This is a genomic window from uncultured Psychrobacillus sp. (assembly GCF_938022135.1).
In the GTDB taxonomy this organism is placed as follows: domain Bacteria; phylum Bacillota; class Bacilli; order Bacillales_A; family Planococcaceae; genus Psychrobacillus.
Genome location: NZ_CALIED010000084.1, coordinates 92572 through 117029, shown reverse-complemented (window position 1 = coordinate 117029; position 24458 = coordinate 92572). Strand labels below are relative to the sequence as shown.

Genomic DNA, 24458 nt, shown 5'->3' with positions numbered 1-24458 from the left:
AAAAATATAGTAACTACTTTATTATTTGGCTTCTTCTAATAATCTCTTGTGTTAAGGTAGAATTCCCCATACACTTCTTTTTTGTATTGTTTTCAAAATACATTGATTCAAGTATTTCATACTCTTGAGCATTTTCACTCACCAATAGTTTGGCCTCAAATTGATTAAATACGTTCACATAACAAATTATTTTATTTCCGTCGATAACTAGAATGGAAAAATGAGTATCTTTATCGCCAAACATAGCCGCCATTCCATTTTTGTCTGAAACGTCCACAAGATCTGCCCCCCCAATAAGGGTATCTACTTTAATCTTGTCGCTTAATAGGTACTGACGTAATTCCCCACCTATTGGATCTATTAAATATTTTTCTCCTAACCAAAAAAAAGTCATTTCATAAATAATTTTTGCTAGGGCTTTCTTATATAAAATAAGATCAAATGACATTTCTATTGTAATTTCGGGTTGGTCAACTATTCCATTCTGGATTTTACTGAAAATCTCCTCTTCAGACATGGCCTGCTTCCCTCTTCTTAATAAAGCCTTATTAACCATTTGGGGCAATTTTTTCTTATCAGTCACATCGACACTGAACTTTAATGTTTTACCATCATCTTCTTCGACCTGTCTAGGTACGATATATAAAGAATCTGGATCCCCATTTTTATTAACTCTATTATGAACTATATCCCCTCCATCCTTTAATCTTCCAACACCTATGGGATTTGGAATTTTCCCCGTTTTTCCTTTAATCTTTTTTGTAAATCTAGCTAACTGCATCAACTCATGGTTAACCAATGCCTGATCTACCTTACTTCCTAATTGATCATTACAACTTTTACAAACTTCATCAATTGTTAAAAGTCCTCCTAAAGAGTCCGGGAATATGTGTTCTACTGTACCTTTTCTCTCCATTAAACAAAAAATACATTTAACTATTTCGCTCAAAACTCTTCCCCCACTTCCTAAGCATCCATTAGACTTTTCTTTGATGCTGAACAATCCGATATCTCTAACTATTAATGGCGCTATATACCCAATCACTCTATCCTAAACTTTATGAAACTAATTTGATATACTAATTCGAGAGAATCGTTTTACAATATTTAGATGAGTATAAGGAATACTTATTGCTATAGTTGCAAGTAGGAATATATTGGGTTGGATTTTATATTGACTATTCCCTAAAACCTCTGCTGCTAATGGAATAAAACCTAACCAAAAGATTGCAATAGTATATATGTTATTTAGATGATCTCCTGCTGAGATTGAACGAATTATTCTCAAGTTATTTAAGCTAATAATACCTATTCTCAGTAAGTGTTTTTCAAAAAGATAGAAAAATAATGAATAAATTATTAAAGCCAAAGCACAAATGGAAAATATTAATTGTAATATAATATTACCTCCGACTTGTGAAATATCACCTACAGCTATATCTAGTAAATATTTAAAATATCTCTCCAGTAAACCGTTTGCTTGTGTTAGTGCAATTATGGAACCTATTATAAGAGATGAAGAGAGTAGACTCAATCCACTAATCATTTGTTGAAAGCAAAAATGCAAAATGATTCTATCTAATAGAGATCCATTTAAAATAAAACTTACAATAAACGTATCTAAAATAATATAAATAATTAATATTATCAATTCAAAACTCTTCTCCCTCTTCCCTACGCATCCTCTTAACTTTTCCTTGATGCGTAACAATCTTATATTCCCCATGCGTTGGAAGCTCTCTGAGTTTTGCTTTTCCGTCACAGATTACAATCACACAACTGGTAGGTATATCCATTATATCGACAGTTAGTTGCATTGTTCTAGTATCTATTTCTAAATTTTCCATGCTCAACAAGTTCCCTCCAATGTGTTATAATTTTCTTGTGAGAGACAGGAGGAATCTTGTCTTATTTTTATGTTTAGGAGCGCTTATCTAGGTGCTGTGCATAATTAAAAAGGAATTTCCAAACATTTTGTCGAATAAAACAATTAATACTAAATAAATAACAAATAATCGAAAATAGGTGATTACTATTACTAACGTAGAGGAAGATTATTCAAAACACTTTTCGGAAGATGGTTTTTGGAAAAAGGTTCTAAAGTACGGAAAAAAAGCTGGGGTTAAAGTTACTTATGCCACATTACTACTCTTTTACACAGCCAAAAAACCAACAACTCCGTTAAAAGCTAAAACTACTATCTTTGGCGCCTTAGGATATTTCATTCTTCCAATAGACCTCATACCGGACTTTACGCCAGTCATCGGATATACTGACGATTTAAGCGCTCTACTTGTAGCTTTATTAATTGTAGCTGCTTATATAGACTCCGAAACAAAACAACTAGCAAAAGATAAAATTGTAGATTGGTTTGGAGAAAATGCTTTAGAGGATGTTAGCTCGATAGATAAAGATATTGAAAAAAAGCGACAAAATGATGAAGGTAAAGAAAATACTGAAGACTAAATTTATGAGCCTGTGAATTCAGGCTTTTTTATTTTTATAGATTAATAATCAATAAGAACTTCTACTAACCATATTTTCTATACTTCTTGTTTTGTATTTTGTCTATAGTATCCCACTGTCAAAAAGCCACCATCACTACCACCCCCGGCTACATGCTATAAAATTTCTGAACTGTTAATTTCACTACTTGGCTATCATCCTGCCATATAGTCTTGTTCAAACCGTCCTCAACACCCTTAACATAATTATCTACATCTGGCTTATTGGTAACCTTAATTCATCTTGTTCTATGAGAGCCTGTTTTGACTATGTCTGATACTTTTTAGGAGTTGCCCTATAAAAATATCTATAGCTAAATCAATCGGTCCTGTTATAAGTTCTTTTGAAGTGTATTGACCATATACCAATTTTATGTATTGTTTAAAGTCCCTAGACTTATCAGAATCATAGGGGACCTTTTACCTGCCCATAATTTCCCTGACCTTGGTATTCCTTGTGCTATTGGTTCACCTAGTTTCTCAAAGCTGATATAGTTCATGTTAACATCCTCTCTCCTACGCTCTGCTTCTATATCAATCACTACATCGTTTATTTTTGGTGCTGGTTCATCAGCATCTTTACCAAACTATCCAGGTACTTTTTCTTCTCTAATGGTTTTTAGACACGAATAAATATCTATTTTACAAGTTGAAAATTTTAGTAAGAAAAAAGCACCTCTGAAAGAGATGCTTTTAAGGATTTTCTATAAAACTTTCTGCTATATCTATATCATTTGTCATCTCTAATTCCGGAAATTTTTCATCTAAATTTCTTAGGCAATTAATTAGTTCTTTACTTTGTATTATTTCTGCTATATCCTCAAAAACTTCACTTATCCAATACAAATCTTCAGCACTACAATTATCTAAATAGTTTAAAGTATTTTCCTCGTTCTCTCCGAGAACTTGTACTATTTCATCCCAACTACTTTGTATCCCATAGTCATCATTTATATTTAATTTCTTCCTTTTATTTAATATAACTCTCATTTTATTTACAGTATCCATATTCATCCTCCACACTATATGAGAAAATTTCCCCATGGTTTAAACTTAGTTACTATATGAGCTCCATCTTTGCCATAATGTATCAATCCATTAGTAGTCTCAAGATATTCACCGATATTTCGATCATAGTACTTCCCAATAGTTTTACCAAAGTCTACTCTTTCTTTTTTACCGTTTGGCAGTAGTTGACCTTTCCCTGCAAACTTATCCTGCAATTGAAAATACTTTTGTTTTTTCCATTTGCTATTTCTTTTTTGAAATTTGGCGTATTAAGAATATGCTTTTCATGAGCGCCTGTCTTTACTTTAAGAGAGAATCTATTAACTTCACTTGTTTGACGGCTAAGTTTCAAAAAATATCATATAGCTTTCTATTACGGTTTTGTTTTCTTCGATGACTCTTTACCACCTCGACCACATTCTAATAGGCCAACTTTCTGCATATAATGCTAGTTTGTCAGAGTTAGGGAACCCATGAACGTTACCAATTGAAGTAACTGTATAAATTCCTGGCATGGTTTCAAGCTGTAGACCTTTTGTTTGTAACTCTTTATTTAAGAGACTCGTCTTTCTTGAGTGTCGAGCTCTACTTAAAAAAGAACGATGGCATTTTAGTACATCGTTCTCTTTAAACACTCTAGTTATTTGAATATTAGTCGCTTCTCTGCTTCCAAAAAATCCTCAACAAGTTCTTTAATTGTTAGTTTTGAATCAGCTGGATAATAAAATGCATTCGATACTTCTCTAAAAAAGTCATACATATTTGGGGGAGTATCAAACATTGAAAAAATATTTTCAATTTCTTCAAAGATATTTTCATCTGAAGAATTATTATATACCTCTCTTATAATGCTGTATAACCACTTATGATACTCTTTAGTCATGTCTTCCGAAGAACTGTCAGCGATTATTCTGTCAAGTATATCATCTACTTTATCTTCTACTTGTTCCCATGCTAATTCAAGGATGAACTCATTATTTACGTGAGGATTATTTTTTAGATATTCAATAGCGTAATTTGTTACTTCTAAGGAAGATATTAATTTAAACTGTCTACCAATAAACAAAGTCTTCCAATTACAGTCAAATCCATATTTCTCAACTAATTCAATTTTATACATTTACTATTTCCCCCACTGATTTATTTTTCCTGTAACTTTGCCACCAGGTATAAATGTTCTATGGGTTACTGTGTTAGCTGTAGGATCTACCACCCATTCAAACACTCCATCTTTTGTTTCTTTCGTCTGTAATAGTTCAGGGGCATTATTCTTAACCTTTACATACTTCGATTCATACTTAACCACTGAACCTTCTATCTGATACAGTGAATCCATATGTCCTTTTTTATTTGGCAAATCAAATCTTTGAGCATCCTTTGCATAATTATCAATTATATCATTGAAGTTATGATAAAAATCATCTTTTAGTGCACTACCTACTCGTGGACTATCTAAAATTGGATGCTTAAGTAAAACCGTACCCTTAGGCATTCCTTCACCATTTTTCAACGGTGTATTACCTGCTTCTACAATAGATCCGTCACTTACCATCTTCTTTACAGACTTAGCAATAGGTACTGCCATTGATAATAAGGGATCCAATGTAGCACCTGCTCCAATATTAAGACCTAAATCTAAAGCATTTTGCTTCCAGTTAGTGTCTTCTGGATTTAGTAACTCCCGACCTCCAATTTCTCCGATGGACATAATACCACCAATCGATGCACCCTCTTTGGCAAATTGCCCTAAATTGCGTGCAGAGATACCGGTTGTTAGTCCTTTTGCTCCTAAAGATGTACCTCTAATAGCTTTAACAGCACCAAGCCCAGGGACTCCATAGCCCAGCATATCAGCTATGAGGTCAGTACCTCCGCCTTCACCAAACTCCCGTGTAGTATAAAATAAATGCTCATCTCCTGTTCCAGCCTTGTGCAATTCTGAAGGTAAACCTAAAAGAGATGTATTAGATGTCCGATGGGTAAATCGCTGTACCTCGACAAAATCATCCGTCTGTCTTTGACCTACATCATTCGCTCTTTCTAGCATAGCTTCACCGAATGACTTATCATCGAATGGGTTTAATGTTGCTACAGATTTTAACGCACCTATTCCTAGATCATAGAAGTCTTGAAAAATATTGCTGTTCTTATGGATATTTATTTTTTCTTGTTCAATCCCACCGCTCTCGGGTCTTGCACAGGATAAGACAAGCATATCTGTACCCACAAAAGGATTGTGTATCTCAATCAAACCACCATAGCCAAATCGTATAGGACCGTTACCAGCTATAAATGCTTCCAGCATAGTCGTCAACTGATTTTCTCTATTCACTATGGAAGAAAGTACAGCAACAGGAGATGTACGAGATGCCAATTCTGTCTTCAACTTATTTTTAGCAGCCAATGCTCCCCAGTTATCTGCTTGGAAATGAACATCCGTTAGCCCACTTTTAAACATTCCTTCTATATCAGAGAGCCATGTTTCCATTGTCCGAATATCCTGTTCCATGGCGTTTAAAGCAGTCGTCTGTGTTGCATCAAATTCATACAGCTGCGAGAGGGTATCATCGCGTTTTCTCTTAGAACTAATAACCCCCTCCTGCACTGCACTATCATCTAGATGGGGCAGTGCTACAATGTCACTCACCTGATCCATGATACTATTTGCTTCATCAGTTAGACTAGCGGTAAGTTGGCCAATAAGCGTCGCTTCTTTGGACCTACTCCCTTATTAGGAGTTATTATAAGTTCATTCATTTATTTAGTTTTGCGCCACTAATTCCTTCATCTCTAAAAATATGTATCAAGTTTAAGCCTTGTTCCTTACATTATGCTTTAATTTCCTTTTCTTGATATTTCAAGCTATATCCATCTCTTGCCTGCCCTTAAGTTGAGACTCATATATACCCAACAACGTTCAACTTTTCACCCTCCCGTTACATACCCACTCCATATAATAACTACCCCTGCCTTGTAAAATGTCATCTCACCTATTTATCGTACTTGTCACTCTATCCGAGAATTAAACCAAACTCCATGAGGGTACTACCATCATGAGCTCTCGATTCTCAAGCAAAACATTTTCTTATTATCTCACTCAATTATCAACTGTTTTAATATAAATTAAAGTAAAAAACCTTGAGAGGCATTTAGCCAATCAAGGTCCTTATATTGTGCTATATCTCTTAAATACCTATATCTAATAAAAATTTATAAAATCATAAGCAGGCGGGCAATTAAGATTCAATAGTTGTTCGATCAACAAAATTTTGATTTTCTTTAATAATCATTCTTGAAAGTCGTCTTCCTGCTCTCTTAAAGAAGAATTCATCAGCGAACTCTTGTGAATCAATTTGCGCTAGTTGGTTGATAACTCCATTTATTTTATCATATTCAATTCGTCCCATTAAATCTTCATTCGGTCCATATTGATAAACCACCCTCTCTTCATCCTCAAATTCCTTCAACATTAAAACAAAAACTGCCATAAATCTTCACTCCTCAAAGTTTTTCTCCCAATTCCATGGTCTTCCAGATTCTATAGTTTTTTCATGAGCTGTTCTATAATTAGTCTGGAATATACCCTCAAATTTTGACTCGAAAATCTCGTGATGTAATAATTGTATATCAGAATCTACTTGTTTCCCATCTATCAATCTTTGCCATGCTTGAGCTAGTTCGTAGTCCGGATCAAATCTTCCAACTCCATGATCCTTTATATGAGAATTATTAAAAACATGATCTTTAATCTTTTGTATTCTAGCAACAGAAAAGCCTGTATTTTTAGCAATTGCATTCACATCTTCTGTTCCTATATTTCTAAATTTTTCATACATTTCTTCTGCAATAGCTTCTTCCTTAAAGAACTGCTCTGGGGATATATTTCTTCCACCAGTTTCAGCATATTGTATAGAATTACCCGTACCCTTAGGCATTCCTCCACCATTTATCGATGGTGGATTACCAGCTGCTACAATTGATTTCTCATTTACCATCTTTTGTACAGACTTAGCTATAGGTACTGCCATTGATAATAAGGGATCCAATGTAGCACCTGCACCAATATTTAGACCTAAATCTAAAGCATTTTGCTTCCAGTTAGTGTCTTCTGGATTTAGTAACTCCCGACCTCCAATTTCTCCGATGGACATAATACCACCAATCGATGCACCCTCTTTGGCAAATTGCCCTAAATTGCGTGCAGAGATACCGGTTGTTAGTCCTTTTGCTCCTAAAGATGTACCTCTAATAGCTTTAACAGCACCAAGCCCAGGGACTCCATAGCCCAGCATATCAGCTATGAGGTCAGTACCTCCGCCTTCACCAAACTCCCGTGTAGTATAAAATAAATGCTCATCTCCTGTTCCAGCCTTGTGCAATTCTGAAGGTAAACCTAAAAGAGATGTATTAGATGTCCGATGGGTAAATCGCTGTACCTCGACAAAATCATCCGTCTGTCTTTGACCTACATCATTCGCTCTTTCTAGCATAGCTTCACCGAATGACTTATCATCGAATGGGTTTAATGTTGCTACAGATTTTAACGCACCTATTCCTAGATCATAGAAGTCTTGAAAAATATTGCTGTTCTTATGGATATTTATTTTTTCTTGTTCAATCCCACCGCTCTCGGGTCTTGCACAGGATAAGACAAGCATATCTGTACCCACAAAAGGATTGTGTATCTCAATCAAACCACCATAGCCAAATCGTATAGGACCGTTACCAGCTATAAATGCTTCCAGCATAGTCGTCAACTGATTTTCTCTATTCACTATGGAAGAAAGTACAGCAACAGGAGATGTACGAGATGCCAATTCTGTCTTCAACTTATTTTTAGCAGCCAATGCTCCCCAGTTATCTGCTTGGAAATGAACATCCGTTAGCCCACTTTTAAACATTCCTTCTATATCAGAGAGCCATGTTTCCATTGTCCGAATATCCTGTTCCATGGCGTTTAAAGCAGTCGTCTGTGTTGCATCAAATTCATACAGCTGCGAGAGGGTATCATCGCGTTTTCTCTTAGAACTAATAACCCCCTCCTGCACTGCACTATCATCTAGATGGGGCAGTGCTACAATGTCACTCACCTGATCCATGATACTATTTGTTTCGTCTGTTAGACTAGCGGTAAGTTGGCCAATAAGTGTCAATCCCTGCTCCAGTTCGCCCTCTAAAAACTCTTCTAATATGTAACCTGATAGGTCTGGTTCGAGAGAGTTAAGAGCTTTGCCAATTTGATAAAGCACTTGTTGAGCATCGTAGGAAAACAATTGAAAAAACTGAAGAAATGGCAAATGACATTCCTCATAAAAGGAGCGAATGGCACCTCCTCCTTCTCCTTTTAATTGTTCCTCCATCTGAACTAGTCCTTCGACTCCTCGTTGGATTGTTTGTATTTCAGTATTTAATCTTTCTAACATTGTAATGTTTCGCTGAAGCCCATCTTGTAATAAATCTACATCCAATACCTTCATAGGATTGTCCTCATCACATGTTTAGAAAAACTCATTTCACTATAACCTTTAGTATACAATAATGCCCCATAGGTGAACATTCTTCTCCCCCTCTAGCAAACTATCAATAGTTATAATATTCCATTTTCACGCGAAGAGGTAAAGAGATTAACTACAATAACCTTTAAAATAAACCTTACGTATTAGTATGTATAAAACCTTCTGATATTCTTTTCCTACTGACGAATAAAAATAACAGTTAAATAGCTAGTGGTGAATATAATATTTTATTACTATTATCATTACTAAATTGTCTTTGATTGAGGGTACTTTCTACTTAAGACGTCGGGTCTAATGAATATATATTGTTATACACATAGAGAGTATACTTTTAGGAAGCCCATTCTAAGTATTTAAGCAATAAGCCATCTTTAACCATTAGTTATTACCGTACTGTAGCAACCTGTTTTATCCAACGAGTAATACTGACCACCTGTTTACTCTTTTGTCCGCATAATTAATTTTTAATTGGCTCAATAGCTCAGTTAACAAATGGTTCCCTATTGGGTTGCGATATACAAATAAAAAAACAATTAGATGGTACTATCTCTTTCTTCTATGAATTCTAAAAACGAATCTTGCAGTTCTCCTTCTGTGTCAATTGAATCGAGAAGTAATTTAGGTTCTAACGAACAATCTTTTAAAGTCGAACTTCCATCAAGTTTGTTCAATTATCTTCATTAATGTAACTTTATTTTCGTCATTTAAACTATCGTAAAAACCAATAGCTTTTTTCCAATAATCATCTGTTTTAGAAGTAACATTCGTAGTTTCATACAAGTCTTTGTATATTTCAAGATTTTCTTTAATGATAGACTCATAAAGTGATTTAACAAAAATATCATTCATTTTATTTCCTCATTTCTGGATACATTTTTTGTGTATCCTTTTTATATAAATAAAAACACATCCACATGGATGTGCAGTTTTTGATATTAATTTTCATTAAGTGGTAATCTAAATTCTTTGTAGTTTGTATTAGGATTCAAACAGTAAACCCTATTAGCAGTTATAGTCCAAACAGCGAATTCCTTTACGTCATAACCGTAAACTTCCTGGTTTTGTGTATCTGTAATTAATGTAGTTAAACGAAGAGGCTTATTTTTATAATCTAACAATATGTTTTTTTCATTATCATTAATCACAAAACAATGGTCTTTCATATCAAATAAGTTAGTTTGAATACTTGAAATAATTTCCCACTCTTTATCATTTTTTACACTAAGAATATAATCAAACATTTAAAAACCCCTCCCTCTTCCCTCCACAATTCGTCAAAATAGAGAGAAAATCCTTCTAGGCACTTCTGTGTTTACTTTGATGCAATACTATCATATCTCTCCAATAGAATGGAATCTCATTAGAAAAATAGGTTTGATTTTATATTATGAATACCCTCTATGATTTTTCCAAGTTAAATCAAACTCTAAATCTATATCCAATACCTAGCACCATTCAATAAAATCATACATTATCATCGTAAAACAAACATTGAATTTTTGAATAGAAACCCAAATACCTATTCTCCCATCTCCCAAGTCTTGTTGACGTATTTTTCAATCGCCACTCAAGTACCACTTAGTATTAAGATGGTGTTTCTCTTCTATCATTAGCTTAAGTCCACTAATATTTGTATAACCCTGTAAGTAAATATCTCTTCTTAATTGCACCGTATAGCCTAATTATTTGTAGGATTCTTTCGGTCTTTAATTAATTTCATTCCATTCATAAATTCTTTTAAAGACTCTTTATCCTTCATCAGTCTACTCAAGTATAACAAAACATCAAATTCTTCTGGATCAGCATCATAATAAATCATACCTGGATCAATATAAGGTTTATAAATTATGTTACAAATCTCTTTACCTTCTATAGTTACATTAAAACATCTTTCTAAACTAGAAACATATTCATTTTTACAGACTATGTTGTCAGGACGAGTCAAAAATGAATGATTATTATAGAAAAAATTTAACTCTTCATTTTCTGCATATATACCAACCACCTGACCATCCTCACTTACCCCTCCTACACCCTGTCTTTCTCTATGTCTATCCTGATCTTCGATGATTGAATAATTGTTATGCTCGATTATAATGTACGACTCCCACTTCGAATAATTATCCAATGTTATCATAAAACAGTGGCCCCCTATTAACGAATGATGTTATTCTTGCTTTTTAAGTTCTCTATAATATTCAAAAATCCCCACAGGAATTAGCAAAGTAAAATATATTATATTAATTTGAGTAGAAGGATTATATGGTAGTATAAAAATAAAGTAGCAAATAATAATGCCCGTTATATTATTATAAATAATTACAGAGTTGGACTTTGTAATAGCCTTGTTAGACTAGCGGTAAGTTGGACAATAAGTGTCAATTCCTGCTCCGCACATATTGCTTTCCTTAAATTTTACTCATTGTTCATACTTTTATTTCGCAACCATATCCTAGCTTCTTCATCCGTTAGAATTATTGGATGTTCTGGGCTTCCTATATTGATACTTTTTATAAAAGCCTCTTCTATTCCACGAATTCCAGTTAATATTGCTCCGTTTAACAATACACTTTCAAATGTTGCTAATCGTATATCCGCGTTTAATAAAACTGCATTACGAAAATCAGTTTCGTCAAAAAGTCCAGCTACCAAATTAGCGTCTGATAGATCAGCTTTAATAAATACTGTTTGAATACATTCACTATCCGCAAGTCTAGAAGCCTTAATATTGGCATTTGTGAAATCTACATACGAGACATTAGATTTACCAAAATCTGCTCCCTCTAAATTTGCAGATATAAAAGTTGATGAACATAATAAAGATGATGAGAGATTCTTGTTATTTAAATCCATGCCATCAAAGATGCAATCTGTTATATTTGCTTGGTCTAGCGGGTAATGGGACAAATTCAATTTCCGTAAATCAATTTTATCAATACCCAGTTTCTCTCCCTGTTCTCCAAGAGTTTCAATCCAAAGTCGGTGTGATTCTAATAGAATAGTAATTTCTTTTATATCAGTTTTCATACTTTACCCTCTCTAGAAGATTTCTGACCCACAATCTAACTCTCTCTATATTAAAGATATATAACACTCGATAATAATAGTAACTAGACTTGATTCAATATGTAGTTGTTTAGTCGACCATCCTATCATAAAAACCATGAGAAAGTTCCCCCATGTTTTAAACTTAGTTATATTTTCTTAAGTTTCATATCATATTTATCTTCTACTGCTACACCCATCGATTTGAATATTACTTTAATAAACGTTTCCCCATCAGCTGTTGCAAAATAATTAGCTAGATTAGTTACTTTTGGACTTATTGTCTCGCCCCATGGCGGTTTTTTTGATATATCAACAATATCCCATACAATATGTTCTGGCGAGAGCTTTGATAATTGCTTTTCAATTTCAATTAAATTAGTTCTTGCAACCTTGACATCATTCCAACTTAATTTGTTATGATATAAATCATTCATCAATAATGGGTATTTCGTTCCCCATCCATCTTTCTCTAGATTATATGAGATTGTCGAAAAGAAGGTATGTACAAAATCGCTTTGCCCTAATTCGTAATAAAAACAATCTACTAATATACCTACTGCCATCTAAATTACACCTCTAATCCATTTTATAAATAATTTTTGATACACCATTTGTTCTTTCATTTATTACTTATTTAACATCCCGTTAAATATTTCTTGAAATAGTTTGTTATTTACACCAGCTTAATGGACAGTGCTTGATGCGTGGGCGAAACACATCAGATTAATCAAAAACTATATATACATTGCTTTCATTATTTCTTGGCTTGTTCTAAAAACTGTGTAATCTGACGTAAAGCTTCATTTATGGATATTTATATACAATCAAGTGCTTTAATTTTATGAACTTTCTAGATCATCTAAAAAAATAAGATAAACTTTTAAAGAGTCTATCTTACAAGGCTTTTTTTATTTCTGTTAATTTTTATGAATTCACTTTTTGTTGAATTAATTCCAAAGCTTTTTCTATATCCTTATCTTTTAGAACAAATTCGGGTGTCCATTTGATATAAATATCGGGTTTTATACCTGTACCAAAAGTTGAGTGATAAGTCGACTGGCTTTTTAATTTAGATATCGGATATGAAAGTGCATATTTATTTTCCCATTCCATCATTACTAAATCACTATAATCATTAATCCCCATAGTAGATCGGCCAACTGTGGTAACTTTTGACGACTCAGCACATACTTCAATAAAAGATTCTGCAGCACTAGCCGTATATTCGTCCATTAATATAATCACTTTCTCAGGTTTAGAAGTTCCCTTAAAGTCCTTTTGCAAAGTTTCAAGGATTTGAGAAAAGTCCACTTCTACAAAACCTTTGCCTGTATTATGTTTAAAAATATTTTCTGCAAAATCAAGCATCTTTTTTGTGTTAGAATCCACTTCTAAATGACGAACTTGATTACAAATTTTAAGAAATAGATCAGCATTTCGTTCGGTACAATTGAAAAGTCTTGGTTGCAATTCTGTATTTGGTTTTTCACCAACCGCAAACATAATGGGTTCTAGAGGAGACAACAAGGTGGCATTTCCCCCTCCATTCCCCCGTAAATCTACGATTAAATTTTTGTTTTTTTTAATATCTTCGATTGAACCTTTTAATAAATTTTCTACTTTTTGCTGTTCCGTTAAATTAGAAATTTTTATATAGTATATATTTTCTTCCATTAGATAGTTTTCAAAAATTGCTTCTGTTTTTTGAATATCATATTTTTCTAATGTAAAAGTTTTAATTTCATTTTGACCATTTACATATTCTATAGATTTAGCATAATTTAATAGAGTTTCCCATTGTTGGCGTTCTTTAATGGACCCTCGAAGAATTTTTTCTTCAGATTCACTTGTTTCTTTGATTGTTTTACCATCAATTGAAATAATTTTATCGCCTATTTTCAAACTTTTTTCTTCTATATTTGTAATTACATATAATGCATCATCATACCATTTTACTCGAAAACCACATGTTTTATTATGTGATGTATACGCTTGATTGACAGTAAAATAAATATGTTTATCATTGAAATCTAATAAGTATTCATTAACCAATTGACTAAATGTCATATCATCTAGTGTATTTTCTTTTTCTAAGAGTTCTATTTTGTTTAAATACTTATCAGGTCGATCCCAGCCTTCCTTATCCACACATCCAGCATAATCATGATTGGTAATTGTAATTATCTCGTTAAAGATTTCTTTAAACATTATTAGCCCCCCTTTACTTTAAGTTACATTTTACCATATATTACATAATTTATTACTCACCTGTATTCTATAGACCTAAAGATAAGAAAACACACAATTCTCGATAAAATTGCACCCTATTTTAAAAATAATTATAATTAACCTATTACTGGAAATACATAGATTATATTCTCTAATTCTTTTATTAAATTTATTAAATGTGATTGATCTGATACAAATTCGAAGCTTAGTACTGCACCACTTCCTGCTGGATAACAAGTCTCTCCAGACCAGACTATGTGACCTAACTTATCCATTTCACCTTCAAAATGTATAAAACTATCTAAATTTTTCAGTATCGCTTTACCTGTTAAATATCGATTCATTGATTTCAATTCATTAACAAAATCCCTTATTTCATCTGTTCTTAAACTGGCTGTAAAATTGACATAATACCCTGGAATTTCGACTTTCACATTTGAAATAACCCAGTTTACATCCCAATAACTTGAACTATTTGGATATTCACGAGTCAAGACATCTATTTCTACTTTAGTTTTTTCACCTAACAGATGGAACTTCATTTTTAACACCTCATACTTTTAAACTTTTAACTCTGTTTTTATCAAACTAACACACTCAATTATTTTAATTTCGTCTAATATACTTAAAATTCTTTCACTAGAAAATAACACTCGAATAAAAGGTGGTGAACAAATAGTTTTATTACTATTGTCTAAACCCTGTCATTTAGTTTATCGTCTGTTTTAGACATCTATATAAGAGGGTACTTTTTAATAATTTTTCCATGCCAGGGTAATCGCCCTTACCTGTTTTTAAAAAATGAATAATATGATATAGAGTTCTGTAGCTCTTATCCTCATTTTTGATAGATCGAAGAAAATGTGAACCACTATATAGACAAGGATGCATATTTATGAAAAATAACGAGCAAAATGATCAAAATCAAGTACCCGTAGATGTTTTAGTAGCCAAACTAGCTCTTTTTGGGGCTACCCTTACTACGATAGGTGATGGTATAGCAGCATTAGCAGCAGGTATCGCTCTTCAAGAATTGGAAAAGTCAAAAAGCCAAAATTCAATCGAACAAAGCAGTCAATCAGCACAACTCGAGCAAATGCAAAAACAACTTGATGAATTAACAAGAAAGTTAGATAAAATTGAGCGTAGTAAGAGATAGTGCCAGTCTCTTACTATTTTTATTTATGAAACCAATGAAACGACACTTTTTACATAAAACATATTAATGTAAATTCTCTCTCTACTGTGCTAGTCTTGAAACTCACTAAAATAATTCATCTTGGAAAACGTTCGACTTCTCTTAGTCAACTTCCACTATAAGGAAGGAGACATTTATATGTCAGACGAAAGTCTAATAACAACACTGAAAACTCTTTGTGAGTTCAATAATGTTCAAATTACACAGACGTTTAGTTCAAAGTCAAAACAAGTAGCAAAAGTTCGTTGCTTAGAAAATACAAATACGTTCGAGATTACTAACCTAACAAATAATACTGTCACTTTAATTGATAACCTAGAAGAAACCGCGGAAGCCATACAACTTTTAATGAATGAAACGTTTGCTATAACCTCTTTCTGAGAGGTTATTTTTGTTTATATAGTGTCACTATATCTACGTAATGCGTCATAGGCCATTAATTGTTTCTCGAAATCCATTACTAGCATTGGTTTAAGTCATTTAATGTGTATTTATTTTAATAATTTAATTGGTACAATTAGTTAAAGTAAATAGCTTATTGGAAAGAGGTAGTTTTCATGGTAGAAAGTTTTGTTCATCATTTGTGCATCCAAACCAATACATATGAAGAAACATTAAAGTTTTATACGGAAGGACTAGGTTTCAAGCTAGTACAAGAATCACCCAATTTTCATGGGCGTAGCTTTAACACATGGATACAATTAGGAACTTTTTTTATTGAACTGCAAACTGGAAAACAAGATGAAATACTTAGTGATGGAAACACCAATTCACAAGGTCTAACTCATTTTTGTCTTTGGGTTGAAGATTTGAATGCAGAAGTTGCTCGTCTAAGGGAAATAGGCACCGAATTTTTATTAAAAAACAATGATTTCATATACTACCATGTCGAGAATGGTAGGTTATGCTAACTAAAAGCTCCAGAAGGAACTATTGTAGAACTTCGTGACAACAAAGGTATTTAAAAACCTACATGTTCCATAAGGAAGGTTGATAATAGATATTTTAGTAGCAATTATGTAATAACTAATAAACTAAACTGATCCTGGTTAGTCCACATTAAAAATGTCGAGCAATTTTGGGATTTTACATAAGCCTGAATACAATTATATAAACAGTTTTTTTATACGATCGACGAATAGCCATCTAGCTTTTTATAGATAGATGGCTATTTACTATTCAAAAATTAGTGTGTATTTTCTACCGAGGTTTTCACTATAATGCTTATATTGCAAAACTGAATGTGCCAAATTGTATATTAAAACTAATCTGCATATAGCCACAAATTAATGGATTCCTATTAAAGCGTATCCCTCAGTGTAAAACAAAAACAGTAAGTTAATTAGCGTATAGCCTTACTCCCCTACCATACCGTCCTTATCATTATCATGCATGTATGGGTATAACCAATGATCACTCGTGATTGGCATACTAAAACCTGCTGCTTTAGCTTCTTTAATCGTCACCTGTCCATTACCGTTTGTATCCACACTGGAAATATCTTCGTTAGTGTTTGAACTAGTAGGAGCAGGAGGCTTATTACCCGTTAAACCGAGGGATGCATTTACTTCATCAGGGTTAACGTTGTCAAATGTATCAACGATTTTGTTACCCATTATCGTATAGGTATACTGATAGCTTGAGGGAATCTGCGTTTCTGTGTTTGGATAAGTGATAATTGCTTCAAAATTAGTAGCTCCACCCGCTTTACGAATCGCATCTTCCATATATGCTTGATCACCATGTCTATTAAGCGTACGTTCTTGTGGGGTAATATTATACGCATTGGATACCCCTCCGAGAGAATCCGCAATGATATGTCCTTCATCTAAAAAGTCACTTTCGACGCCTGGCACCTTAGCCTCATCAGAGTAGTATCTGCCAGACGATAATACAGGCTCGGTACTGTCATCTTGCAGAGTGATTTCTTCAGCAATAACACGTACTAGCTGCCCGTGTTCATTCGTAAATGCCCAGTATTCACGTTCCCCGTAACCTATGTCAACGACTACGTTAGATTCACGATATCCGGACAAATCACCACCATCCACTTCAACCAGTTTGTAGCCTGCGAATAGGTCCTCATTAGGTTGTGTTGGTATTTCTTCAATTACCGGTTCTTCCACAGCAGTAGGGATCGTTTCTTCTTTTTCACTATTTATATTTGATTCTGCGGGTACTTCTTCTTGAGGAATTGTTTCTACATCTGGAATGGCTGCGTCTTCTACGTCGGTACAACCGACCATGAAGATAGCCGTTAAAAGTATAATTAAATACTTCATTTTCTTTTTCATTTTAGGACTCTCCTATAATAATTTCATATTGTTCATTCTAAAAAAATTCCGAACTAGTATAGACTAACATTATTGTTGGCCTATTGATAATAGTAAATTTTAAGATTTACTGTATTTCAGCAGATAGTTTGTCTGAAATGTGCAGGTGCCCATTAGAGTAATTATAGACGACGCATAAATATTAAAGAGCTTCTTACTTAATAAGGTAAGAAACTCTTTCGTGTAAGCATATTTTTCTTGGGTATGTTTTATTCATTGCTGGTGGCATGTCACATTCTTTATTCTCATAATGTACTAAGCCGCAGCTCATAAAAATACTGCACAATTGGGTGTTTTAACTTCATCTTCTCCGACATGTTTAAAATTCGTTTTTTGCCAAGTCGTCTGTCTACCAAAGCAAGAACATTCAATAATATATCATTACTCTCTAGGCTTTCCTCTATAGAAGAGGATAAAAATTGATTAGCTACAACTACAAAATTTGATTTACTCAATGAGGACTGCGTTGAGAAGAGTTCCTTTGCATATTCTGATAATTTTCTACTCCTTGCAATTACTTGTAGACGATCATCCGGAATCATACCATTGCTTTCTTTTCTTACCGCTTCTATTTCCTCATTGCTGATAGGAATTTGGATAGTGGCATCATTCTTAATTTCCTGCTCAGTTAGATACCATTTAATTAAACTTGTTTTATCACTCATATTCAGTACATTCTTTCTATCTACCGTAATATAACAAGTTCCTGATTTGTCAGATAAATAACGATAGCTACTAGCGCTGTATTCAACCCTTCCATATAATGCAGGGCAGAGATAACTCTCCAAGTTTTTCTTCAATTTGCTCCAGCTCATGTAATTCTCCTTCATCTTTAAAGTATAAATTTTTATCGAGGCATTAGTTTTATTATTTATAATACAATAACACATTCCTAACTAATACAAGATTTAAGTGTGATTAGCATTCGTAAGGTACGGATAGTAGTGTGTGAACAATATTTATAGCAAGGTTTCTAAGTAATTTATAAGATAAAAAAGACATAGATTAGCTGAACTAACCTACGTCTCTTATAGTTTACTCTCATTAATTTAATTACCCTGATGCTGTATTCTTCACAGAGCTTTGGTTCTCTTCCTATACGATAAAAGCAAAGTATAAAATGAATAACAAGCAAAGTACATACATAATTGGATGAACTTCTTTATAACGCTTTTGTGCTACTAAACAGATAGGATATAGAACAAAACCTAATCCAATCCCGATTGCAACACTTGATGTAAGAGGCATCATAATAATTGTTAAAAACGATGGAATGACAATTTCTAATTTAGACCAGTTTATTTTACTGATCTCCATGGCCATTAGGGCACCTACAATGATTAATGCAGCTGCTGTTACTTCGACTGAAATAACGGCAACCAGTGGTGAAAAGAATAACGCAATGACAAAACAGGCTGCTATAACGACAGACGTAAAGCCTGTTCTTCCTCCTACAGCTATACCAGCGGAAGATTCAACACTCGTAGCAGGCGTCGATGTACCTAAAATAGCGCCAATTGCACCAGCTGAAGAATCTGCAAGTAAACCTTTTCCGATATTTGGAATTGTATTACCCTTCATCATTCCTGCTTGGCTAGTAAGTGCAATAAGTGCACCAGCTGTATCAAAAAAGGCAACGATTAAAAACGTGAAAATAACAGTCAGTATCTCTGGTGTAAAAATCTCATCTAAATGATAAAACACAACACCAAATGTTGGCTCAATACTTGGTATACTTCCAACCATCGATGAGGGCACTTTAATTAATCCAAAAATCATACCAATAATCGTTGTAATGACCATTCCGTAGAAAATGCCGCCCTTTATTCCACGAACTAACATAACGATCGTAAGGATTAGGCCAATAATGGCTAGTACGGTCATCGGTGAAGTTAAATCTCCTATGGAAACAAATGTATCTGGATTGCCAGTAATAATTCCTCCATTTTTTAATCCAATAAATGTGATGAAGAATCCAATTCCAGAAGCGATTGCATATTTTAAATCCAAAGGAATGATATTAATAATTTTTTCTCGGATTTTCATTAAACTTAATAGCATAAAAATGATTCCTGCAACAAAGACACCTGTCAAAGCGACTTGCCATTCTACTCCCATTCCAATACAGACAGAAAAAGTAAAAAATGAATTTAAACCCATACTCGGTGCAATTGCGATTGGATAGTTAGCAAGTAGACCAATAAGTAGTGATCCAATGATTGCAGTAAGAGCGGTTGCCGTGAATACAGCCCCACTATCCATACCAGACTGGCTTAGAATAATTGGATTCACGACTAATATGTAAGCGATCGATAGGAAGGTCGTTATCCCTGCGAGTGATTCCTGCTTATAGGAAGTGTTCCGTTCTGTGAATTTAAAAAAGTTTCTCATGTTGTAATCTCCTATTTCCTATAATTAAAGAGTGAAAGGGAATGACTAGAAGTTAGTTTTCCAACCAATTCATTTTATTATCCATTTGATATAAAAAAAGCTTTGACCACTATTAGGTCAAAGCTTTTCTACAAAAAATGGAATAAAAAACATCATTAATTTCCCATTCCTTGTAGACAAGCTATTTATTGGTAGCTAGTAGAAACTTTCAAGCCGTATTCTTGAAATTATACAAGGTATATCTATTCTTTTAAAAACAATAGGAGAATAATAACAAGATTAATTTAAATGGTCAATAGAATATATTGGGAATTATTTTCACTGCAAAAAATGTAAAAAGATTTAAAATAGTAAAAAGATTAATAGGGTGCAATACTTAGTGAACAACAAACCACTAGTCTGGTCTCCAGGATATAAGTAAATTACACTTTCACATCAAAATAATATTAATATAACGAATTGATACTAATAAAATATATATATTATCAAAAAACAACCGAAAAAAATTTTAAAAAAGTTTAGCTAAAGTTCATATAAGTGATTTATACTGTAAATCGAGGCGTATAGGAGGGACATATTATTCAACCTCAAAAAAGCTATATTTATTTTTTTTGCAAACTTTTGTTATATTAATATAGTTTTATTGGATTGAGTTAATGTGTTTTCTTATGATCTGTTCTTCAAGTAGTCAGAACCATAGAGAAATCTATCGTCAAATAACATATTTAAGAGGAGGAACATAGAATGTTTTTAGCAATAAAAGAAATGAAACATTCCAAAACACGTTTTGCAATGATTGGCACAATCATTATGCTAATTGCATGGCTTGTTTTTATTTTATCAGGCTTAGGTAATGGATTATCCACATTAGCTGCTGCAACGATGAAAAATATTGATGGAGATCTTTTCATTTATGAAGAGGGCTCTGAGGGAACGATGATGAAAACGAAGGTGTCTGGAGCAATAGCAGAAGACATTGAGGGTAAATACGGTGTTAAGGAAGCTGCAAAATTTGGACAATCAACAATCATTATTCAAAATGAAGCTACTTCCAACACTAAAGAAAAACATGATGTTGCCTTTATCGGGGTTGATCCTGGCAAATTTATCGAACCAAAAGTTGTAGAAGGTAAGCAATTAGATCCAAATGATCCGTTTGGTGTACTAATTGATGAATCTCTACAGAAAAAAGGATATGAAATTGGCGATACGATTGTAGTAACTAGTTCAGACATCAAATTAAACATAGTAGGATTTACAACTGGCGAAACATTTAACCATTTACCTACAGTCTTTGTTGATGTTGCAACTTGGCAATCTTATGCCTTTGCAGCACCTGGTTCAAATAATGGTCTAGAAGATCCTGTAACGATGATTGCTTTACAAGGAACTTCAATGGAAGCTGACCAGATCACTAAAGACTATGACTTAATTGAAACGTTCACGAAATCAGAAGCGGTAATGGGAATGCCTGGTTATAAAGAAGAAAGTGCCACTATTTACATGATGCTTGCCTTCTTATTTGCCATCTCTGCAGTTATTATTGCCGTATTCTTCTATGTATTCATTTTACAAAAAACGCAACAGTTCGGAGTTATGAAAGCAATTGGTGCTTCAAACCGATTTATTAAAAATTCAATCGTCACACAAGTATTTGTTTTTTCGTTAGTTAGCATTATCGCGGGTATCGGATTGACTTATTTGACAGCATTAGTCTTCCCAGAAGACATGCCATTCAACTTAGATTTTAATATGGTATTGATCTATGGAGTAGTTCTTTTAATTGTTTCTGTTTTAGGTTCCGTTATTTCCGCACGTCAAGTAACGAAAATCGATCCATTAACAGCGATTGGGAGAGTGGAATAAATGACAGGTTTAGTATTAAACAATGTAACAAAATCATTTAAAGAAGGCGATTCAACTGTTGACGCTTTAAAAAATGTTTCGTTAACAGTTGCACCTGGTGACTTCATCGCCATTATCGGCCCTTCTGGTTCAGGGAAAAGTACATTATTATCTATTGCCGGTGCTCTACTTCAGCCTACTAAAGGGGAAGTATTAGTAGGTGGTACAAACGTTGGTAACATGAAAGAAAAAGATCTTTCAGCATTCCGCCTAACTGATATAGGTTTCATCTTACAAACATCGAACTTAATTCCGTATTTAAACGTGCTCGATCAGTTGCTACTTGTTTGTAAAATGAAAGGAAAGGTAACTCCAGCAGAAAAAGCATTTGCTAAAGAACTGTTAACTGACTTAGGCTTAGGATCGAAATTATCCAAGTTTCCAAACGAATTATCTGGTGGGGAACGCCAACGTGTAGCAATTGCCCGCTCGTTTGTTAACAACTCAAACATCATCCTGGCAGATGAACCGACAGCGAGCTTAGACTCTAACCGCGCATTTGAAGTAGTAAAACAAATTCGCAAAGAGGTCAAAGAACGTAATAAGGCTGCTGTAATGGTTACGCATGATGAGCGTATGCTAGAGTTTTGTGACAAAGTGTACCGCATGGAAGATGGCGTGTTAACACTAGAAGGTTAGATTTTAGTTTATAACTAATCTCTACGTCGTAGATTCATTGACTATAAAGAGATTCTCTATACAGCTAATTGGCTGGCTTAAGTTCTGCATTATGGAGCTTAAGCCAGTTTTTTTGTTTCAAGTAAACTATATGCTCCTGGCCATATAAAACACCCCGAAAATGTTAGTTTCAAGTCTATCATTTACGGGGTGTTTCAAAATAAACGGACTTTGCTTAATCTTAAGAACTCTTCATACTACAAGTTGGTTCCATTCGATTCGATGACTTTCTTGTACCAATAATAGCTATTCTTCTTAATGCGCTTTAAATCATGTTCTCCCTCTTCATGCTGATTTACATAAACTAACCCGTAACGTTTTTGGAAGCCATTTAACCAACTTAACAAATCTGTGAAGGACCAAATACAATAACCTAGAACATTGGCTCCATCGGAAACTGCCTCCTGAATGGCAATGATATGAGAACGCAAATATTCAATCCGATAATCATCTTGAATCACTTCTTCCGCTTCTACCTTATCGTATTCTCCTAACCCATTTTCACTTATCAGAATAGGAAGACCATAACGATTAGTCATTCTACGTAGGGCAATTCTCAGCCCTTCCGGATCGATATTCCAATCCCAGTTAGTGCGTTCTAAGTTTGGATTGGCAATTGTTTTATATAATCCCGGTATGCCAGTATCTTTCGACGTTCCTTTTTCACCAGTGGTATTCATTTCCGATGATCCAACACCGCCTACTAAAGGGTTTTCTTCAAACGTTGTTGTCTGATAGTAATTTAAACCAATAAAGTCTGGCTTACCCTCTTTTAATAACTCAAGATCACCTTCTTCAATAGTGGGTGAGAGTCCTTTTTTCTCTAAGTAATTCCAAGCTACCTCTGGATACCTACCCCATATATATGTATCCATCCACCAATGACTATTTAGCTCCTCGGCATTTTCAGCAGCTATAATATCCTTTGGGCTAGAAGACGCGGTATAAGCTGGAGAGTAGGCAAAGCTTGGACCGATTTTCCCATTGGGAACATATTTATGAAATTCTTTGATCACACTAGCATTTGCTAAGTTTGCATGGTGATTGACTTGATAAAATAGTTTTTCATCATTCATACCTGGAGGATGTGTCCCCATTTGGTATCCGTGGCTTGTAAATATATTCTGCTCATTTAAGCTAACCCAATATTTCACTCGGTCACCAAAGTGTTTAAATAATTCTATACTGTAATTCGTAAAGTCCTCAATAATTCTCCTAGACTCCCAGCCTCCGTACTCATCCTGAAGGGCCTGTGGCAAATCCCAATGATACAATGTCAAAATCGGCTCTATGTTATTTACCTTTAATTCATTAATTAATTGATTATAAAACTCCAAGCCCTTTTGATTAACTTCTCCTCTGCCTTTTGGAAAAATACGTGTCCAAGCAACAGAAAATCGATAGGTTTTCATTCCCATTTCTGCCATCAAGCGAACATCTTCCTTATAACGATGGTAGTGATCTACTGCCACATCACCGTTTGTTCCTTTAAATGTCTTACCAGGTATACGAACAAACATATCCCAGTTTGAAACACCTTTTCCATCCTCATTCCAAGCACCCTCCACTTGATAGGCTGCAGATGCTGCTCCCCATAGGAAATCCTTTGGAAACGGTTTAAGCGTTTGATGTATCATCGATTTCACCC

26 protein-coding genes, 1 pseudogene and 1 riboswitch are annotated in these 24458 nt (G+C 34.0%); of the genes and pseudogenes, 6 read left to right on the top strand and 21 right to left on the bottom strand.

From position 1 onward, the window contains the following. Nucleotides 1–13 precede the first annotated feature (13 nt). From Q0371_RS17625 to Q0371_RS17615, 3 genes are all read right to left on the bottom strand, one after another. Nucleotides 14–949, bottom strand: coding sequence for an HNH endonuclease (locus Q0371_RS17625; protein WP_298473583.1), 936 nt, complete (start codon nt 947–949; stop codon nt 14–16). A 117-nt stretch (nt 950–1066) separates the two neighbouring features. Next, a complete protein-coding gene (locus Q0371_RS17620) occupies nt 1067–1651 on the bottom strand; it encodes a hypothetical protein (RefSeq protein ID WP_298473580.1) in 585 nt (194 codons plus the stop codon). A gap of 1 nt (nt 1652) precedes the next feature. After that, nucleotides 1653–1853 carry an XtrA/YqaO family protein gene (locus Q0371_RS17615; protein ID WP_298473577.1) on the bottom strand — a complete coding sequence of 67 codons (201 nt, stop codon included), beginning with the start codon at nt 1851–1853 and terminating at the stop codon, nt 1653–1655. Between the two features lie 172 nt (nt 1854–2025). Between Q0371_RS17615 and Q0371_RS17610 the strand changes: the two genes are divergently transcribed. Next, nucleotides 2026–2466 carry a YkvA family protein gene (locus tag Q0371_RS17610; protein WP_298473574.1) on the top strand — a complete coding sequence of 147 codons (441 nt, stop codon included), beginning with the start codon at nt 2026–2028 and terminating at the stop codon, nt 2464–2466. A gap of 148 nt (nt 2467–2614) precedes the next feature. Here the strand turns inward: Q0371_RS17610 and Q0371_RS17605 are convergent, their stop codons facing one another. From Q0371_RS17605 to Q0371_RS17540, 14 genes and pseudogenes are all read right to left on the bottom strand, one after another. Then, nucleotides 2615–2743, bottom strand: a complete 129-nt coding sequence (locus Q0371_RS17605; protein WP_298473621.1) for a RusA family crossover junction endodeoxyribonuclease — start codon at nt 2741–2743, stop codon at nt 2615–2617. A gap of 454 nt (nt 2744–3197) precedes the next feature. Continuing rightward, on the bottom strand, nt 3198–3512 hold the full coding sequence (locus Q0371_RS17600) for a hypothetical protein (RefSeq protein ID WP_298473571.1): 315 nt from the start codon (nt 3510–3512) through the stop codon (nt 3198–3200). 14 nt (nt 3513–3526) lie between these two features. Further along, nucleotides 3527–3840, bottom strand: a pseudogene (locus tag Q0371_RS19255) (polymorphic toxin type 50 domain-containing protein); the annotation flags it as partial. A gap of 312 nt (nt 3841–4152) precedes the next feature. Continuing rightward, on the bottom strand, nt 4153–4632 hold the full coding sequence (locus tag Q0371_RS17590) for a DUF2247 family protein (RefSeq protein WP_298473566.1): 480 nt from the start codon (nt 4630–4632) through the stop codon (nt 4153–4155). 3 nt (nt 4633–4635) lie between these two features. Then, nucleotides 4636–6213 carry a T7SS effector LXG polymorphic toxin gene (locus Q0371_RS17585; RefSeq protein ID WP_298473618.1) on the bottom strand — a complete coding sequence of 526 codons (1578 nt, stop codon included), beginning with the start codon at nt 6211–6213 and terminating at the stop codon, nt 4636–4638. 535 nt (nt 6214–6748) lie between these two features. Beyond that, entirely contained in the window at nt 6749–7000 is a 252-nt protein-coding gene (locus tag Q0371_RS17580) for a hypothetical protein (protein ID WP_298473563.1), read from the bottom strand. A 6-nt stretch (nt 7001–7006) separates the two neighbouring features. Continuing rightward, nucleotides 7007–8989: an LXG domain-containing protein gene (locus Q0371_RS17575; protein ID WP_298473560.1), complete on the bottom strand. Its 1983-nt coding sequence runs from the start codon at nt 8987–8989 to the stop codon at nt 7007–7009. A gap of 696 nt (nt 8990–9685) precedes the next feature. Continuing rightward, entirely contained in the window at nt 9686–9877 is a 192-nt protein-coding gene (locus tag Q0371_RS17570) for a hypothetical protein (RefSeq protein WP_298473557.1), read from the bottom strand. 86 nt (nt 9878–9963) lie between these two features. Further along, entirely contained in the window at nt 9964–10269 is a 306-nt protein-coding gene (locus Q0371_RS17565; protein ID WP_298473554.1) for a hypothetical protein, read from the bottom strand. 437 nt (nt 10270–10706) lie between these two features. Further along, on the bottom strand, nt 10707–11165 hold the full coding sequence (locus Q0371_RS17560) for a hypothetical protein (RefSeq protein WP_298473551.1): 459 nt from the start codon (nt 11163–11165) through the stop codon (nt 10707–10709). Between the two features lie 278 nt (nt 11166–11443). Next, complete coding sequence (locus Q0371_RS17555; RefSeq protein WP_251556787.1) at nt 11444–12055, bottom strand: pentapeptide repeat-containing protein; 612 nt, start codon at nt 12053–12055, stop codon at nt 11444–11446. A gap of 167 nt (nt 12056–12222) precedes the next feature. Beyond that, entirely contained in the window at nt 12223–12639 is a 417-nt protein-coding gene (locus Q0371_RS17550) for an immunity 70 family protein (RefSeq protein WP_251556786.1), read from the bottom strand. A 361-nt stretch (nt 12640–13000) separates the two neighbouring features. After that, complete coding sequence (locus Q0371_RS17545) at nt 13001–14284, bottom strand: S41 family peptidase (RefSeq protein ID WP_298473544.1); 1284 nt, start codon at nt 14282–14284, stop codon at nt 13001–13003. A 137-nt stretch (nt 14285–14421) separates the two neighbouring features. Beyond that, a complete protein-coding gene (locus Q0371_RS17540) occupies nt 14422–14847 on the bottom strand; it encodes a hypothetical protein (protein WP_298473541.1) in 426 nt (141 codons plus the stop codon). Between the two features lie 353 nt (nt 14848–15200). On the opposite strand from Q0371_RS17540, the gene Q0371_RS17535 reads away from it, so the two are divergent. The 3 genes from Q0371_RS17535 to Q0371_RS17525 all read left to right on the top strand — a co-directional run bounded on the left by Q0371_RS17535 (nt 15201) and on the right by Q0371_RS17525 (nt 16414). Continuing rightward, nucleotides 15201–15464, top strand: coding sequence for a translation initiation factor 2 (locus tag Q0371_RS17535; RefSeq protein ID WP_298473538.1), 264 nt, complete (start codon nt 15201–15203; stop codon nt 15462–15464). A gap of 177 nt (nt 15465–15641) precedes the next feature. After that, complete coding sequence (locus tag Q0371_RS17530) at nt 15642–15884, top strand: hypothetical protein (RefSeq protein WP_298473535.1); 243 nt, start codon at nt 15642–15644, stop codon at nt 15882–15884. A 176-nt stretch (nt 15885–16060) separates the two neighbouring features. Then, nucleotides 16061–16414 carry a VOC family protein gene (locus Q0371_RS17525; protein WP_298473532.1) on the top strand — a complete coding sequence of 118 codons (354 nt, stop codon included), beginning with the start codon at nt 16061–16063 and terminating at the stop codon, nt 16412–16414. Between the two features lie 444 nt (nt 16415–16858). Here the strand turns inward: Q0371_RS17525 and Q0371_RS17520 are convergent, their stop codons facing one another. The 3 genes from Q0371_RS17520 to Q0371_RS17510 form a co-directional block, all read right to left on the bottom strand. Further along, nucleotides 16859–17797: a DNA/RNA non-specific endonuclease gene (locus tag Q0371_RS17520; RefSeq protein WP_298473529.1), complete on the bottom strand. Its 939-nt coding sequence runs from the start codon at nt 17795–17797 to the stop codon at nt 16859–16861. Nucleotides 17798–18081: 284 nt separating this feature from the next. After that, nucleotides 18082–18651 carry a hypothetical protein gene (locus Q0371_RS17515; protein ID WP_298473526.1) on the bottom strand — a complete coding sequence of 190 codons (570 nt, stop codon included), beginning with the start codon at nt 18649–18651 and terminating at the stop codon, nt 18082–18084. A gap of 280 nt (nt 18652–18931) precedes the next feature. Next, on the bottom strand, nt 18932–20227 hold the full coding sequence (locus Q0371_RS17510; protein ID WP_298473523.1) for an NCS2 family permease: 1296 nt from the start codon (nt 20225–20227) through the stop codon (nt 18932–18934). Nucleotides 20228–20380: 153 nt separating this feature from the next. Beyond that, nucleotides 20381–20482, bottom strand: a riboswitch (purine riboswitch). Nucleotides 20483–20971: 489 nt separating this feature from the next. Here Q0371_RS17510 and Q0371_RS17505 point away from each other — a divergent pair. Beyond that, the gene (locus Q0371_RS17505; protein ID WP_298473521.1) at nt 20972–22093 is read left to right on the top strand and encodes an ABC transporter permease; all 1122 of its coding nucleotides are present in this window, start codon (nt 20972–20974) and stop codon (nt 22091–22093) included. Then, nucleotides 22094–22771 carry an ABC transporter ATP-binding protein gene (locus tag Q0371_RS17500; protein ID WP_298473518.1) on the top strand — a complete coding sequence of 226 codons (678 nt, stop codon included), beginning with the start codon at nt 22094–22096 and terminating at the stop codon, nt 22769–22771. A 236-nt stretch (nt 22772–23007) separates the two neighbouring features. Here the strand turns inward: Q0371_RS17500 and Q0371_RS17495 are convergent, their stop codons facing one another. Next, entirely contained in the window at nt 23008–24447 is a 1440-nt protein-coding gene (locus Q0371_RS17495) for a glycoside hydrolase family 1 protein (RefSeq protein WP_298473515.1), read from the bottom strand. Nucleotides 24448–24458: the final 11 nt, after the last annotated feature.

Excerpts from the sequence above, each read along its gene's own strand:
- Q0371_RS17510 (WP_298473523.1), bottom strand. The coding sequence starts at position 20,227 with ATGAGAAACTTTTTTAAATTCACAGAACGGAACACTTCCTATAAGCAG.
- Q0371_RS17505 (WP_298473521.1), top strand. The coding sequence starts at position 20,972 with ATGTTTTTAGCAATAAAAGAAATGAAACATTCCAAAACACGTTTTGCA.
- Q0371_RS17545 (WP_298473544.1), bottom strand. The coding sequence starts at position 14,284 with ATGTTTAAAGAAATCTTTAACGAGATAATTACAATTACCAATCATGAT.
- Q0371_RS17570 (WP_298473557.1), bottom strand. The coding sequence starts at position 9,877 with ATGAATGATATTTTTGTTAAATCACTTTATGAGTCTATCATTAAAGAA.
- Q0371_RS17520 (WP_298473529.1), bottom strand. The coding sequence starts at position 17,797 with ATGAAAAAGAAAATGAAGTATTTAATTATACTTTTAACGGCTATCTTC.
- Q0371_RS17575 (WP_298473560.1), bottom strand. The coding sequence starts at position 8,989 with ATGAAGGTATTGGATGTAGATTTATTACAAGATGGGCTTCAGCGAAAC.
- Q0371_RS17540 (WP_298473541.1), bottom strand. The coding sequence starts at position 14,847 with ATGAAGTTCCATCTGTTAGGTGAAAAAACTAAAGTAGAAATAGATGTC.
- Q0371_RS17550 (WP_251556786.1), bottom strand. The coding sequence starts at position 12,639 with ATGGCAGTAGGTATATTAGTAGATTGTTTTTATTACGAATTAGGGCAA.
- Q0371_RS17600 (WP_298473571.1), bottom strand. The coding sequence starts at position 3,512 with ATGGATACTGTAAATAAAATGAGAGTTATATTAAATAAAAGGAAGAAA.
- Q0371_RS17530 (WP_298473535.1), top strand. The coding sequence starts at position 15,642 with ATGTCAGACGAAAGTCTAATAACAACACTGAAAACTCTTTGTGAGTTC.
- Q0371_RS17515 (WP_298473526.1), bottom strand. The coding sequence starts at position 18,651 with ATGAGCTGGAGCAAATTGAAGAAAAACTTGGAGAGTTATCTCTGCCCT.
- Q0371_RS17495 (WP_298473515.1), bottom strand. The coding sequence starts at position 24,447 with ATGATACATCAAACGCTTAAACCGTTTCCAAAGGATTTCCTATGGGGA.
- Q0371_RS17590 (WP_298473566.1), bottom strand. The coding sequence starts at position 4,632 with ATGTATAAAATTGAATTAGTTGAGAAATATGGATTTGACTGTAATTGG.
- Q0371_RS17555 (WP_251556787.1), bottom strand. The coding sequence starts at position 12,055 with ATGAAAACTGATATAAAAGAAATTACTATTCTATTAGAATCACACCGA.
- Q0371_RS17580 (WP_298473563.1), bottom strand. The coding sequence starts at position 7,000 with ATGGCAGTTTTTGTTTTAATGTTGAAGGAATTTGAGGATGAAGAGAGG.
- Q0371_RS17535 (WP_298473538.1), top strand. The coding sequence starts at position 15,201 with ATGAAAAATAACGAGCAAAATGATCAAAATCAAGTACCCGTAGATGTT.
- Q0371_RS17500 (WP_298473518.1), top strand. The coding sequence starts at position 22,094 with ATGACAGGTTTAGTATTAAACAATGTAACAAAATCATTTAAAGAAGGC.
- Q0371_RS17525 (WP_298473532.1), top strand. The coding sequence starts at position 16,061 with ATGGTAGAAAGTTTTGTTCATCATTTGTGCATCCAAACCAATACATAT.
- Q0371_RS17565 (WP_298473554.1), bottom strand. The coding sequence starts at position 10,269 with ATGTTTGATTATATTCTTAGTGTAAAAAATGATAAAGAGTGGGAAATT.
- Q0371_RS17560 (WP_298473551.1), bottom strand. The coding sequence starts at position 11,165 with ATGATAACATTGGATAATTATTCGAAGTGGGAGTCGTACATTATAATC.